This window comes from Amycolatopsis dongchuanensis, assembly GCF_039542405.1.
Classification (GTDB): domain Bacteria; phylum Actinomycetota; class Actinomycetes; order Mycobacteriales; family Pseudonocardiaceae; genus Amycolatopsis_E; species Amycolatopsis_E sacchari.
Genome location: NZ_BAABIB010000022.1, coordinates 42214 through 55994 on the forward strand (window position 1 = coordinate 42214; position 13781 = coordinate 55994).

General features: G+C 72.1%; 14 protein-coding genes. 1 reads left to right on the plus strand and 13 read right to left on the minus strand.

The features are described 5' to 3' along the window. Positions 1–51: 51 nt before the first annotated feature. The 7 genes from ABFX51_RS05020 to ABFX51_RS05050 are packed head-to-tail and all read right to left on the minus strand — an operon-like array spanning position 52 to position 7162. The gene (locus ABFX51_RS05020) at positions 52–2796 is read right to left on the minus strand and encodes a DEAD/DEAH box helicase (RefSeq protein WP_346052467.1); all 2745 of its coding nucleotides are present in this window, start codon (positions 2794–2796) and stop codon (positions 52–54) included. 52 nt (positions 2797–2848) lie between these two features. Continuing rightward, complete coding sequence (locus ABFX51_RS05025; protein WP_346052469.1) at positions 2849–3694, minus strand: diacylglycerol/lipid kinase family protein; 846 nt, start codon at positions 3692–3694, stop codon at positions 2849–2851. Further along, a complete protein-coding gene (tatC, locus tag ABFX51_RS05030) occupies positions 3695–4648 on the minus strand; it encodes a twin-arginine translocase subunit TatC (protein WP_346052471.1) in 954 nt (317 codons plus the stop codon). An 18-nt stretch (positions 4649–4666) separates the two neighbouring features. Beyond that, a complete protein-coding gene (gene tatA / locus ABFX51_RS05035; protein ID WP_346052473.1) occupies positions 4667–4954 on the minus strand; it encodes a Sec-independent protein translocase subunit TatA in 288 nt (95 codons plus the stop codon). A gap of 31 nt (positions 4955–4985) precedes the next feature. Beyond that, a complete protein-coding gene (locus tag ABFX51_RS05040; protein ID WP_346052475.1) occupies positions 4986–5198 on the minus strand; it encodes a bacteriophage holin in 213 nt (70 codons plus the stop codon). Between the two features lie 9 nt (positions 5199–5207). Beyond that, a complete protein-coding gene (locus ABFX51_RS05045; RefSeq protein WP_091503508.1) occupies positions 5208–6188 on the minus strand; it encodes a helix-turn-helix transcriptional regulator in 981 nt (326 codons plus the stop codon). Continuing rightward, the gene (locus tag ABFX51_RS05050) at positions 6185–7162 is read right to left on the minus strand and encodes a helix-turn-helix transcriptional regulator (RefSeq protein ID WP_091503506.1); all 978 of its coding nucleotides are present in this window, start codon (positions 7160–7162) and stop codon (positions 6185–6187) included. Before ABFX51_RS05050 ends, ABFX51_RS05045 begins: the two co-directional genes overlap by 4 nt. Before the next feature lie 72 nt (positions 7163–7234). Here ABFX51_RS05050 and ABFX51_RS05055 point away from each other — a divergent pair, with 72 nt between their 5' ends. Next, complete coding sequence (locus ABFX51_RS05055) at positions 7235–7933, plus strand: SDR family oxidoreductase (RefSeq protein ID WP_091503505.1); 699 nt, start codon at positions 7235–7237, stop codon at positions 7931–7933. Here ABFX51_RS05055 and ABFX51_RS05060 read toward each other — a convergent pair. The 6 genes from ABFX51_RS05060 to dop all read right to left on the minus strand — a co-directional run bounded on the left by ABFX51_RS05060 (position 7921) and on the right by dop (position 13746). After that, complete coding sequence (locus ABFX51_RS05060; RefSeq protein ID WP_091504270.1) at positions 7921–8691, minus strand: DUF1684 domain-containing protein; 771 nt, start codon at positions 8689–8691, stop codon at positions 7921–7923. The two genes, ABFX51_RS05055 and ABFX51_RS05060, sit on opposite strands and share 13 nt — an antisense overlap. A gap of 11 nt (positions 8692–8702) precedes the next feature. Further along, positions 8703–10061, minus strand: a complete 1359-nt coding sequence (gene pafA, locus ABFX51_RS05065; protein ID WP_346052478.1) for a Pup--protein ligase — start codon at positions 10059–10061, stop codon at positions 8703–8705. Positions 10062–10218: 157 nt separating this feature from the next. After that, positions 10219–10980: a proteasome subunit alpha gene (prcA, locus tag ABFX51_RS05070; protein ID WP_346052480.1), complete on the minus strand. Its 762-nt coding sequence runs from the start codon at positions 10978–10980 to the stop codon at positions 10219–10221. A 55-nt stretch (positions 10981–11035) separates the two neighbouring features. Continuing rightward, complete coding sequence (prcB, locus tag ABFX51_RS05075; RefSeq protein WP_091503500.1) at positions 11036–11887, minus strand: proteasome subunit beta; 852 nt, start codon at positions 11885–11887, stop codon at positions 11036–11038. Positions 11888–11964: 77 nt separating this feature from the next. Beyond that, positions 11965–12159, minus strand: a complete 195-nt coding sequence (locus ABFX51_RS05080) for a ubiquitin-like protein Pup (RefSeq protein ID WP_091503498.1) — start codon at positions 12157–12159, stop codon at positions 11965–11967. A gap of 84 nt (positions 12160–12243) precedes the next feature. Then, the gene (gene dop / locus ABFX51_RS05085; protein WP_346052482.1) at positions 12244–13746 is read right to left on the minus strand and encodes a depupylase/deamidase Dop; all 1503 of its coding nucleotides are present in this window, start codon (positions 13744–13746) and stop codon (positions 12244–12246) included. Between the last annotated feature and the right edge of the window lie 35 nt (positions 13747–13781).

A 13781-nucleotide genomic window follows, 5' to 3' on the forward strand; every position in this document is an offset into this window, starting at 1 on the left:
GCGCGTCTCGCTCTGCGCGATCCAACCACACCGCGTCACGGCCCGAAACCGCTACTCGGCCCCCGCCGCCACCACGCCGCGCCGCAGCGCCTTGACCGCCTTCGCCGCTGCCGCGCCCACCTGGTCCTCGCGGCCCAGCACAGTGCGGATCTGGTCGAGCAGGTCGATCACCTGCCGGGACCACCGCACGAAGTCGCCCGCGGACAGCTCCTGCCCGTTGGCCTCCGCCGTCGTGAGCACCTGCTCCAGCGACTCGCCCCGCGCCCACCGGTACACCGGCCACGCGAACCCGGCGTCGGGCTCCCGGGTGCGGTCCAGCCGGTGGCGGCGCTCGTCCTCGGCCAGCTCCGTCCACAGCCGCACCGTGTCCTGCCACGCCCGCGGCACCGCCCCGGACGGCAGGCGCGGCTCACCGGCCGAATCACGGCGGGCCTCGAACACCAGCGTCGACACGATCGCCGCCAGCTCGGCCGGGCTGAGGCCCCGCCACACGCCGTGCCGGATGCACTCGGCCGCCAGCAGGTCGGATTCGCTGTACAGCCGGGCGAGCCGCTCGCCGTGCTCGGTCACCCTGTTCTCGCCCTTGCCGAGGTAGCCGCGCTCGTCGAGCAGGTCCCGGATCCGGTCGAACGCCCGCGCCAGCGAGTGCGTCGTGGCCGCGACGCGGCGCTCCAGCTGCTGGGTCTCGGCCTCCAGCCGCTGGTACCGCTCGACCCAGCGCAGGTTCGCCTCGCGCTCGGCCAGCCCGTGGCACGGGTGCGCGCGCAGTTCGCGGCGCAGCATCGTCAGCTCGGCGTCGTCCTGGGCACCCGATCGCCGCCGCTGCCTGCCCGGCAGGGAGATCCCGGCGTTGCGCAGGCTGGACGCGATGTCGCGGCGCGTCTTGGGCGAGCGCAGCTCGACGTGCTTGGGCAGCTTGATGTGCCCGAGCGGCTCCACGGGCGACGGGAAGTCCGCGAGCGACAGTGGTCCGGACCAGCGGTCCTCGGTGACGACGACCGGCCGCGGTTCGCGGATCGGGTCGAGCCCCGGGTCGACGACGACCGCGAGCCCGGCGCGCCGTCCGGCGGGCACGGCGATCACGTCGCCCTTGCGCAGCCGCTCCAGCGACTCCGCCGTGCTCGCGCGGCGGGCGGCGCTGTTCTGCTTCGCCAGCGCCTTCTCCCGGTCGGAGATCTTCTTGCGCAGCTCCACGTAGGACAGCATCTCGTCGAAGTCGCCGGTGATCGCCTCGCGGTAGCCCGCCAGCGCCTCCCGGTTCTTCTCGATCCGCCGCGACAGCCCGACCACCGACCGGTCGGCCTGGAACTGCGCGAACGACTGCTCCAGCAGCTCGCGCGCCTCCTGCCCGCCGAGCTGGCGGACCAGGTTGATCGCCATGTTGTAGCCGGGCCGGAAGGACGAGCGCAGCGGGTACGTGCGCGTCGACGCGAGCCCCGCGACCTGCTTGGGGTCCACCCCCGGCTGCCACACGACGACCGCGTGCCCCTCGACGTCGATCCCCCGGCGCCCGGCACGGCCCGTCAGCTGCGTGTACTCCCCCGGCGTCAGGTCGACGTGCGCCTCGCCGTTGTACTTGACCAGCCGCTCCAGCACGACCGTGCGGGCGGGCATGTTGATGCCCAGCGCCAGCGTTTCGGTCGCGAACACGACCTTCACCAGGCCGCGGACGAACAGGTCCTCGACGGTCTCCTTGAACGCGGGCAGCAGCCCCGCGTGGTGGCTCGCGATGCCGCTTTCCAGCGCCTCGCGCCACTCCCAGTACCCCAGCACCCCGAGGTCGCCCTCGGGCAGGTCTCCGGTGTGCTCGGCGATGATCCGCCGGACCTCCGCGCGCTCCTCCGGCGAGTTGAGCTGCAGGCCCGCACGCGTGCACTGCGCGACGGCCGCGTCGCAGCCCGCGCGGGAGAAGATGAACACGATCGCGGGCAGCAGGCCCGCCGCGTCGAGTCGCGTGAGGATGTCCACACGGGACGGTGGGCGGAAACGCGGGCCGCGAAACTGCTGCCGTCCGCGGTTGCGCGGCCCGCGGAACCCGGCGGGCGCGTGCATCCGCCCGACCTCCTCGACCCGCCGCAGCAGGCCGGGGTTCATCCGCAGTTCGCCATCGTCCGCGAACAGGTCGAGCAACCGGTTCCCCACCATCATGTGCTGCCACAGCGGCACCGGGCGGTGCTCGTCCACGACGACCGTGGTGTCGCCCCGCACCTCGACGAGCCACTCGCCGAACTCCTCGGCGTTGCTCACCGTCGCGGACAGGCCCACCACGCGCACGTACTCGGGCAGGTGCAGGATCACCTCCTCCCACACCGCGCCGCGGAACCGGTCGGCCAGGTAGTGGATCTCGTCCATCACCACGTAGCCGAGGTCGGTCAGCGCCGAGGAGCCCGCGTAGAGCATGTTGCGCAGCACCTCGGTGGTCATCACGACGATCTGCGCGCTGCCGTTGATCGCGGTGTCACCGGTGAGCAGGCCGACGGCGTCGTTGCCGTAGCGGTCGACGAGGTCGTTGTACTTCTGGTTCGACAGCGCCTTGATCGGTGTCGTGTAGAAGCACTTGCGGCCCTCGGCGAGCGCGAGGTGCACGGCGAACTCGCCGACGACGGTCTTGCCCGCGCCGGTCGGCGCGCACACGAGCACGCCGTGGCCGTCTTCCAGCGCCTCGCAGCCGCGGACCTGGAAGTCGTCGAACTCGAACGACGCCTCCGCCGCGAAACGGGTCAGCTGGGGGTGTTTCCCACGGCGCCGCGAAGCCTGGTAGGCCTCGGCCGGGGACGGAGAAGGGCTAGCGGCCACCTCGCCAGGGTGTCACACCCGCGCCTGACCTCGCATGCGGGAGGCCGGGAGATCACGCGACGACGGTGAGCGCGCCAGGCACGCAGCGCACGGTGACCGGTCCGGTGGGCAGCGGTTCGCCGTCGACGACCAGTGGCAGGGCCGTCCCCCCGATCCCCTCGATGCGGACCTCCCTCGCCCGCAGGGTCCGCACGGCGGGGTGCCGCAGGTGCGCCCCGGCCCGCAGCTTCGGCAGCAGGCGCACCAGGTCGGCCCGGCTCGCCCGGCCCACCAGCGTCACGTCGAACAACCCGTCGTCGGGGCGCGCGGAGGGGCAGATCGGGATGCCGCCGCCGTAGTAGGCCGTGTTGCCGACGGCGACCAGCGTGGCGTCCAGCTCGAACCGTTCGTGCTCGGTGCGGACCGCCACGGGGTGGCTGCGGAAGCGAGCCAGCTCGGCGAGCACCGCCACGTCGTAGCGGCGCGGGCCGCGAGGCCAGCGCAGGGCGTGTGCCCGCCGCGCGACCGCCGCGTCGAAGCCCGCGCACAGCACGGTCGCGAACCAGGCGTCCCCGGCGGAGCCCAGGTCCAAGCGCCGCCGACGGCCCTCGCGCAGGGCCGTGAGCAGCACTTCGAGCGCCCCGAGGGGGTCGAGTGGCAGGTCCAGCGCCCGCGCGAGGTCGTTGCCGTTGCCCGCGGGCAGCAGCCCCAATGGCACGCCGTGGGCTGCGCAGTATCGCACCGCGTGGTGCACCGCGCCGTCGCCACCGAGCACGACGAGCAGGTCCAGCCCGCTCGCCGGCCCGGTCCCGACGTGCAGCTCGTCCACGACCGGCCGCAACCGGGCCGCGACGGTGTCCGCGACCCGCGCCGCCGCGCCGGAACCCGAGCCGGGGTGGACGACCAGCCCGGCCCGCACCTACGTCACGTCGTCGGTGCTGCCGTGCCCGGCCTTCTCGGCCGGTTCCTCGTCGATCTTCGTCGGCGTGTAGTCGAACGGCGCCGGCTGGTCGTCCGGCACGTTCGCCCACTCGGACTCGCTCGCGGCCCGCTCCTTGCGGCGGTCGTGCACGCGGGCGATCTGGATCGCGATCTCGTTGAGCACCGTGAGCGCCCCGGCCAGCCCCAGCATGGAGAACGGGTCCGAACCGGGCGTGGCGAACGCGGCGAACACGAACAGCAGGAAGATGATCCCGCGGCGCCACTTCTTCAGCTGCGGGTACTTGAGCACCCCGACGAAGTTGAGCATCACGATCAGCAGCGGCAGCTCGAAGCTGACGCCGAAGATCACCAGCAGCGACAGCACGAACGAGATGTACTTGTCCGCCGTGAGACCGGTGACGAAGAAGTCGCTGCCGAAGCCCATCAGCAGCGCGAGCGCGTGCGGGATGAGCAGGTACGCCAGCACCGCGCCCGCGACGAACAGGGCGCTCGCGAACCCGACGAACGTCAGCGCGTACTTGCGCTCCTTCGAGTACAGCCCCGGCGCGATGAACGCCCACAGCTGGTACAGCCACAGCGGCGAGGTGAGCACCGCACCGGCGGCGACGCCCACCTTCAGCTGGATCATCAGCGCCTCGAACGGCACCGTCTGCAGCAGGTAGCAACCCTGCGCCCCGTTGAGCCTGCGGTCAGCGGGGATGGCGCAGTACGGCTGGTTCACGATGTGCCCGAGCGACGGGATCGGGCCCAGGTGGGTGTTGAACCAGATGAACCCGAAGATCCCGCCCGCCACGACGGCGAGCAGGGCGTAACCGAGCCGCCTGCGGAACTCGTAGATGTGCTCGATCAGGGTCATCGTGCCGTCGGGGTTGTGCCGACGGCTGCGCTTGCGCCGCCGGTCCCGACGGCTGGAGGAGGCGGCGTCCGCCACTGGAGGGTTCCCGTCCGGTCAGCTGGCGTGCTTCTGCTGCTCTTGCTGCTTCTTCAGCTCGTCGAGCTGGCGCTGCAGCTCCGCGACCTGCTGGTCGGCCGCCGCGGGCTGCGCCGTGGCGGCGGGCAGCTCCTTCTTCTCCGGCTCGGCGGCGGACTCGCCCGCCAGGTCCTTCGTCTCCGCCTTGAAGATCTTCATGGACTTGCCGATGGAGCGGGCGGCGTCGGGAAGCCGCTTGGCACCGAACAGCAGAACCACGATCAGCACCAAAATGATCAAGTGCCACGGCTGCAACCCGTTCAGCATGAGTGGCCTCCTTCTCGTCTCTTGCCCAATGCTACTGGTTGTCCGGAGTGCGCCGACGCTGCTCGAGCGCGATCCGCAACCCGGCCGAGCGCGCCCGGAGCAGCCCGGTGCGCTCGCCTGTACTCGTCACGACCATGCTCATCGCCGAACGGAACCGGCGCAAGCCCCTGAGCACAGCAATCAGCAGGACGGCCAGCAGGACCAGGCCGGCGGCGGCGAGCACGATGCTCGGCAGGTACGACACGCGGTCACCCTACTGGCCCAAGGTTGACGGAAGGTGACGAGCCCGGGCCAGCGCGTCGGCCGCCCGTCGACGAACCGAGCCGGCCAGCGTGGCGGGGCTCTCCACCCGCGCGTCGCCGCCGAGGCTGAGCACCAGCCGCACCATCCACGACTCGTCGCCGTAGCGCATCCGGACCCGCAGCCGCCCGCCCGGCAGCTCGGCCAGCTCCTCGCACGGGTAGTACTCGGCCACCCACCGCGCGTCCGGGTCCAGCACCAGCTCGGCGACCTCCTGCCCGGGCCGCGGCGCGAACACGCCGTCGGTGAGGTCGGTGGGCCGGGCGGTCGGCGGCGGCGCGGCCGGCTCGTCGAGCACCTGGACGTCGTCGATGCGGTCGAGCCGGAACAGCCGCACGCCCTCGGCGCGTCGGCACCAGGCCTCCAGGTACCCGACGGCCTGCACGATCAGCAGCCGCATCGGGTCGACGGTGCGCTCGGTGATCTCGTCCCGCGAGGCGGTGTAGTAGCGGATGCGCAGCGCCCGGCCGGCCTGCAGCGCCCGCTGCACGACGCCGCGGGTGTGCGCGGTGCGCTCGCCCTCGCGCAGGGCGAGCCCGACGACCACGCCGGAGGGCTGGGCCTGCCCGGCGGCGGCCTCGATCTTGGCGATGGCGCGGCGGACGGCGTCGGTGTCGAGCAGGCCGGGGGTCTCGGCGAGCGCCCGCAGCGCGACGAGCAGCGCGGTCGCCTCCCCGCCGGTCAGCCGCAGCGGCCGGTTCATCCCGGCGTCGAAGGTGACGGTGACGGTGTCGCCGGCGAAGGACAGGTCGATCAGGTCACCGGGCCCGTAGCCGGGCAGCCCGCACATCCACAGCAGCTCCAGGTCGCGGCGCAGCTGCTTCGGCGTGACCCCGAAGTCCCTGGCGGCGTCGTCGATCCGGATGCCCGGCCGCGCCAGCAGGTACGGCACCAGCGCGAGCAGGCGCGGCATCCGGTCGGTCGCAGCGCTCACGAGTCCTCCCCCGCGACGGCACGAAGGCGTTCGTGCACGGCCTTGGCCAGCACGTCCGGTTCGAGCACGAGGACGTCGGGCCCGTGCCCGGCGATCCAGTCCGCCGCGCTCTCCGGGTAGTACAGCTCCAGCTCGGCCAGGTCGCCCTCGACCCCGGCGACGGTGAGCCGCCCGGTCAGCTTCGCGCGCCGCCGCACCCCGGCCGCCCGGCGGTCGGCGATCCACAGCTTCGCCGTGGCGACCGGCGAGGACTCCTTGCCCGTGCTGCTGCCCGCGACGAACTCCAGCAGGTTCACGTCCTCGGGCCGGTCCACCTCGCCGGGCGCGCCCGCGGGCCGCACCTCGCCGACGATGCGGGACAGCCGGAAGCAGCGCGGGGCGCCGCGGTCGCGGTCGTGCCCCACGACGTACCAGCGGGCGCGCCACGACACCACACCCCACGGTTCGAGGGTGCGGGTGAGCCGTTCCGCGGAGCCGGAGCGGCGGTAGCCGAACCGCACCGGCTGCCGGTTCTGCACGGCGGCCAGCAGCGGGGAGAACGCGGGCTCGGCGCGCACGCGGGACTCGACGACCGGCGGCGCCGTGTGGTCGACCTCGACCCCGGCGGCGCGGAGTTTGACGAGCGCGCCCTGCGCCTGCCCGGTCAGCTCGGGGGAATCCCACAGCCGCACGGCGAGCCCCACGGCGGCGGCCTCGTCGGGCGCGAGCTCGATCTCGCCCAGCTCGTAGTCGCGCCGGGCGATGCGGTAGCCGTCGGCGCCGTCGAACACCGAGTTGCGCCCGGTCTCCAGCGGGATCCCCAGCTCGCGCAGCTCGGTCTTGTCACGCTCGAACATCCGGGAGAACGCCTCGTCGCTGGCGGCGTCGGCGTACCCGGGCACGATCCCGCGGATCCGCTCGGCAGTCAGGTACTGCCGGGTGGACAGCAGGGCGAGCACCAGGTTGACCAAGCGCTCGGCGCGGGCGGTGGACACGCGAACACAGTAGCTCGGATCCGCGAACCCCTCCCGGAGGTCCCGCTATTACACGCCGTAAATTTCGAACCCATGACCGAACGAGTGCTTCTGATTACCGGAGCGTCACGGGGCCTGGGCGCGGCGACGGCCCGCCGCGCGGCGGGGGCGGGCTGGCGCGTGGTGCTGGTGGCCCGCTCGCGGGAGAGCCTGGCGCCGCTGGTCGCCGAGCTGGGCGAGGACCGCGCGCTGGCCGTGGCGGCGGATGTGGCCGAGTGGAGCCAGATCTCGGCCGCGGTGGCGGCGGCCGAGGACCGCTTCGGGCGGCTGGACGCGGCGTTCGCCAACGCCGGGCAGATGGTGCCGGTGTCGTTCTTCGGCAACGGGGGCACGGACCCCGAGCAGTGGCGCGACATGGTGCTGACGAACGTCTACGGCGCGGCGATCACGGCCCGCGCGGCGCTGCCCGCACTCGCCCGCACCCGCGGCCACCTCGTCCTGACCGGTTCCGTGGCGGGACGGCACGTCCGCCGCGCGAACCTGTACTCGGCGACGAAGTGGGCCGTCACGGGTCTCGCGGGCTCGATCCGCGAGGAGGCGGTCGGCACGGGCGTGCGGGTCACCCTCCTCCAGCCAGGCATCGTCGAAACGGACCTGATCTACGAGGAGATGCGCCGCAAGCCCATGCTTGACCCCGACGACGTCGCCCGCGCCGTCTGCTACGCCCTCGACCAGCCCCCTGCGGTGGACGTGAACGAGATCGTCCTGCGACCCACCGGTCAGGAGCTGTAGAGGATCTTCTCCCCCGCCGTCACCTCGAACGGGAGGTGGTTGCCCGGCGGGGGCAGGGGGCACGTGGCGAACTGGATGAACGCGCACGGCAGGTTCACCGCGCGGTTGAAGTCCAGCACCACCCGCCCCTGCTCGTCCGGCGCCGCGACGGCCAGGCTGCGGTTCGCCGCGTACGTCGTCACGCCGCTCGTCCCGTCCGTGAACAGCACCGAGAACCCGTTGCCGCCCTTGCCGTTGAACGCCGTCAGCCGGTGCGTCGCGCCGTCGTGCTCGAAGCGCAGCACCCCGGGCGAGGTGTAAACGTGCGACAGGCCCTCGACGACCGCGCCGACCGTCACCGGGCGCGGCTCGTCGAAGGGCTCGAACACACCCTCCACCACCCACGCCGGATCGGGCTCGTATGCGGGCACGCCCCGGAACGCCGCCCGCGCCGGGCTCGCCGGGTCGTGCACGCGGACCACGTACCCGCCCCGGCGGGCGACCTCGATCTTGCGCTCCCCGGCGTCGATCAGGTGCCCCGGCCCGCTGTTGACCAGCTCGAACCGCTCGGTGCCCGCCACCGCCAGCTCCTCGCCGGGCGAGACGGTGACGACGGCCGCGCCGTCCTCCTCGTGCCACTGCCCCGGCACCCCGTCGAACCGCTGGGGACTGTCCGTCAGCCAGTGCAATCCGGTGATGGACAGCCACCCGTGCGGCTCGGCGAGCACGCTTTCCCGGTCCCGGTGCCACTCGCGCCACGCGGCGGCGAACCGGTCCACCTCGACCGTCGTCACAGCGAGCTGATCAGCCGGTCGACGCGCTCGTCCACGGCGCGGAACGGGTCCTTGCACAGCACGGTGCGCTGCGCCTGGTCGTTGAGCTTGAGGTGCACCCAGTCGACCGTGAAGTCGCGGCCCGCGGCCTGCGCGGCGGCGATGAAGTCGCCCCGCAGCTTGGCCCGCGTGGTCTGCGGCGGGGTGTCCTTCGCGAGCTCGATCTCCCCGTCGTCGGTGATGCGCCGCACCAGGCCCTTGCGCTGGAGCAGGTCGAACAGGCCGCGACCACGCCGGATGTCGTGGTAGGCCAGGTCGAGCTGCGCCACCCGCGGGCTGGACAGGTCCAGGTCGTGCTTGGCCCGGTACCGCTCCACCAGCCGGTGCTTGATCGCCCAGTCGATCTCGGTGTCGATCTTGGAGAAGTCCTGCTGCTCGACGGCGTCCAGCGCCCGGCCCCACAGCTCGATCACGCGCTGCGCGACCGGCCCGGAGTCGTTGGCCTGCACGTGCTGCACGGCCCTGCCGTAGTACTCGCGCTGGATGTCCAGCGCCGAGGCCTCCCGGCCGCCCGCCAGCCGCACCGGGCGCCGCCCGGTCAGGTCGTGGCTGATCTCCCGGATCGCGCGGATCGGGTTGTCCAGCGTGAAGTCCCGGAACTGCACGCCCTGCTCGATCATCTCCAGCACCAGGTGCGCGGTGCCGATCTTGAGCAGGGTCGTCGGCTCGGCCATGTTCGAGTCGCCCACGATGACGTGCAGGCGCCGGTAGCGCTCGGCGTCGGCGTGCGGCTCGTCACGGGTGTTGATGATCGGCCGCGACCGGGTGGTGGCGCTGGAGACGCCCTCCCAGATGTGCTCGGCGCGCTGCGACAGGCAGTACACCGCGCCACGCGGGGTCTGCAGGACCTTCCCGGCCCCGCAGATCAGCTGCCGGGTCACGAGAAAGGGCAGCAGCACGTCCGCGATCCGCGAGAACTCGCCGGCGCGCGTCACCAGGTAGTTCTCGTGGCAGCCGTAGGAGTTGCCCGCGGAGTCGGTGTTGTTCTTGAACAGGAAGATGTCGCCGCCGATGCCCTCGTCGGCCAGCCGCCGCTCGGCGTCCACGAGCAGGTCCTCGAGGATGCGCTCCCCGGCCTTGTCGTGGGTGACCAGCTGCACCAGGTCGTCGCACTCGGCCGTCGCGTACTCGGGGTGCGAGCCCACGTCCAGGTAGAGCCGGGAGCCGTTGGACAGGAACACGTTGGACGAGCGCCCCCAGGAGACGACCCGCCGGAACAGGTACCGGGCGACCTCGTCCGGCGAGAGCCGGCGCTGGCCGTGGAAGGTGCACGTGACCCCGAACTCGGTCTCGATGCCAAAAATCCGCCGCTGCATCTCTCAATGCTAGGCGCTTTCGGCCCAGTCGCGGAGCGCCGTTCGGGCGGCGACACACCCGGAACCGGAAAATTCCCTACCGCGGCCCGGGTTTCCCACGCAGCGGGACGCCGGCCCCGGTGCCCCCGGAGCCGGCGTCCCGCTGCGTGGTCTCGTGTCAGCCCGCGGTTTCCCCGTTCTGCGACTGCTCGCCGCCCTCGGCGGGCTGGTCACCGTCCGCGGCGGGCTCGGGCTCCGGCAGCAGCGCGTCGAGCGCGGCACCGGTGATGCGCCGGAACGCCCGGCGCGGCCGGTTGCGGTCCAGCACGGCCACCTCGAGCTTGACCGGCTCGCTCTCGCCGTTGTTCGGGGAGGTCGAGCGCAGCGTGCGCACCGCCATCGGCAGCGCCTGCTCCAGCTCGGCGTCCTCCTCGAAGCCCTCCTTGAGCTTGGTGACGATGGGCTCGGTCTGCCCGCCCATCACCACGAACTGCGGTTCGTCGAAGATCGACCCGTCGTAGGTCAGCCGGAACAGCTGGTCCTCCGCCGACGTGGCGCCGACCTCCGCGACGCAGATCTCCACCTCGTACGGCTTGAGCTGCTCGGTGAAGATGCTGCCCAGCGTGGCCGCGTACGCGTTGGCGAGCGCCCGGGCGCTGACGTCCCGCCGGTCGTACTGGTAGCCCTTGAGGTCGGCGTGCCGGATCCCCGCGACCCGCAGGTTCTCGAACTCGCTGTACCGGCCGACCGCCGCGAAGCCGATGCGGTCGTAGATCTCGGAGAACTTGTGCAGCGTCGTCGACGGGTTCTCGGCGACGAACAGCACACCGTTGCGGTACTTGAGCACGACGACACTGCGCCCGCGCGCGATGCCCTTGCGGGCGAGCTCCGAGCGCTCGCGCATCAACTGCTCGGGAGAGGCGTACAGCGGCATCGTCACGGTGACGGCTCCAAAGTGCTTTGGTCGGAAAGGGGGTTCGGGGGTGGGGCGCCGCTCAGCTGCGGCCCGAGGCGGCCTGCTCGCGACGGCCCTCGACGACCGCCTCCGCGACGGCCGCGGCCTGGTCGGCGGGCAGGTGCTCGGCACCGCGCTCCGCGGTGACCGTGATGACCGTCGGGAAGATCCGGCGCACCAGGTCGGGACCGCCGGTGGCCGTGTCGTCGTCCGCCGCGTCGTAGAGCGCCTCGACCGCCGTGCGCACGGCGGCCTCCTCCGAGGCCTCCGGGTCGTAGAGCTTCTTCAGCGCCGACTTCGCGAACAGCGAGCCGGAGCCGATCGCGTGGTAGCCCGCCCGCTCCTCGTACCGGCCGCCCGCCACGTCGTAGGACACGATCCGGCCGGCGCGCTTGGGGTCGTCGGCCTCGATGTCGTAGCCGACGAACAGCGGCAGCACCGCCAGGCCCGCCATCGCCGCGTCCAGGTTGCCCTTGACCATCGTGGCGAGCTTGTTCGTCTTGCCGTCCAGCGACAGCGGGACGCCCTCGATCTTCTCGTAGTGCGCCAGCTCGACGGCGTAGAGCCGGATCATCTCGATCGCGAGCCCCGCGGTACCCGCGATCCCGACCGCCGAGTACTCGTCGGTCACGGCGATCTTGTCCATGTCGCGCGACGCGATCAGGTTGCCCGACGTCGCCCGCCGGTCACCCGCGATCAGCACGCCACCGGAGAACGCCACCGCGACGATCGTGGTGCCGTGCGGCGCGTCCACCTCGTGCGCGGCCGCCCCCGGCGCCTGCCGGTGCCACGGCAACAGGTCAGGCGCCTGCGACTTGAGGAACTCGGCGAACGACGAGGTCGTGGTCGAGAAATAGGCTGCGGGCAGCGAGGAGCCCGAGGTGTTGTCCATGCGTGCTCGTGATTCCCATCAACGTAGGTCAGTGGGGCAAACGGGTGCGGTGAGCCTAGTGGCCCGGGCGGGAGCGGTTACTCGCCGCCCTTCTGCACGTAGGCTCGCACGAAGTCCTCGGCGTTCTCCTCGAGCACGTCGTCGATCTCGTCCAGGATCGTGTCGACGTCCTCGCCGAGCTTCTCCCGGCGCTCCTGGCCTGCCGGGGCACCGCCCTCGAGTTCCTCGTCGGAGTCGCCGCCGCCGTGCTTTTCGATCTTTTCCTGAGCCATCTCGCCTCCCGGTGAGCTGTTGGTTCCAGACTACCCAGTGGGAACGACAATCGGGGGATGCGCCAGGACACGGCTTGGCACCCGTCAGTCGCTGCCGGTGAGCGCCTCGACCAGTTCCTCCGCCGTCGCCGACGCCTCCAGCAGCGCTCCGACGTGCGCTTTCGTCCCGCGCAGCGGTTCCAGGGTGGGGATCCGCACGAGCGACTCCCTGCCCACGTCGAAGATCACCGAATCCCACGAGGCGGCCGCGATGGAGCTCGCGTACTTCTCCAGTGTGCGCCCGCGGAAGTAGGCGCGCGTGTCCTCCGGCGGGTTCGTGATCGCGTGCCGGACCTCCTCCTCGGTGACCAGCCGCTTCATCGAGCCGCGCGTCACGAGGCGGTTGTACAGGCCCTTGTCCAGCCGCACGTCGGAGTACTGCAGGTCGACCAGGTGCAGCCGCGGGGCGCCCCAGTTCAGCTGGTCGCGCTGGCGGTAGCCCTCCAGCAGGCGCAGCTTGGCCGGCCAGTCGAGCCGGTCGGCGCACTCCTGCGGGTCGCGGGCCAGCGCGTCCAGCACCTCGCCCCAGACCCGCAGGACCTCCTTGGACTGCTCGTCACCGCCCTCGCGCTCCAGGTGCGCCGCGGCCAGCTCGTGGTAGGCGAACTGGATCTCCAGCCCCGTGTAGGACTTGCCGCCGGCCAGCCCGACCTTCGTCTTCAGCGTCGGGTCGTGGCTGATCTGGTGCACCGCGCGGACCGGCTCGTCGAGCTTGAGGTCGTCGAACCGCTGCCCGGCCTCGATCATGTCCAGCACGAGCGCGGTGGTGCCGACCTTGAGGAACGTGGAGTACTCGGCCAGGTTCGCGTCCCCGATGATGACGTGCAGCCTGCGGTACTTGTCCGCGTCGGCGTGCGGCTCGTCGCGCGTGTTGATGATGCCGCGCTTGAGCGTGGTCTCCAGGCCGACCTCGACCTCGATGTAGTCCGAGCGCTGCGACAGCTGGAACCCGGCCTCCTCGCCCTGCGGGCCGATGCCGACGCGGCCGGAGCCGGTGACCACCTGGCGCGAGGCGAAGAACGGGGTGAGCCCCGCGATGACCGACGTGAACGGCGTCGACCGGTTCATCAGGTAGTTCTCGTGGGTGCCGTAGCTGGCGCCCTTGCCGTCGACGTTGTTCTTGTACAGCTGCAGCGGCGGCTGGCCCGGCACGGTCGCGGCCTTGCGCGCCGCCTCCTCCATGACCCGCTCGCCCGCCTTGTCCCAGATCACCGCGTCGCGCGCGTTCGTGACCTCGGGCGCGGAGTACTCGGGGTGCGCGTGGTCGACGTAGAGCCGGGCGCCGTTGGTGAGGATGACGTTGGCCGCGCCGAGGTCCTCGACGTCGGGGTCGTGACCGGGCCCGCCCGGCCCGGCGAGGTCGAAGCCGCGGGCGTCGCGGAGCGGGGACTCGACCTCGTAGTCCCATCTCGCGCGCCGCGCCCGGGGGATGTCGGCCGCCGCCGCGTACGCCAGCACCACCTGTGTGGAGGTGAGCACCGGGTTCGCGGTGGCGTCGCCCGGCACCGCGATGCCGTACTCGACCTCGGTTCCCATGATCCGCCGCATGTGCCAAGCCTACGGGTCCCGGCGACGGCGGGTGA

Coding starts and splice junctions, on each gene's coding strand:
- tatA (WP_346052473.1), bottom strand. CDS start 4,954: ATGCTGAACGGGTTGCAGCCGTGGCACTTGATCATTTTGGTGCTGATC.
- ABFX51_RS05080 (WP_091503498.1), bottom strand. CDS start 12,159: ATGGCTCAGGAAAAGATCGAAAAGCACGGCGGCGGCGACTCCGACGAG.
- prcB (WP_091503500.1), bottom strand. CDS start 11,887: ATGGACAACACCTCGGGCTCCTCGCTGCCCGCAGCCTATTTCTCGACC.
- ABFX51_RS05055 (WP_091503505.1), top strand. CDS start 7,235: ATGACCGAACGAGTGCTTCTGATTACCGGAGCGTCACGGGGCCTGGGC.
- dop (WP_346052482.1), bottom strand. CDS start 13,746: ATGCGGCGGATCATGGGAACCGAGGTCGAGTACGGCATCGCGGTGCCG.
- pafA (WP_346052478.1), bottom strand. CDS start 10,061: ATGCAGCGGCGGATTTTTGGCATCGAGACCGAGTTCGGGGTCACGTGC.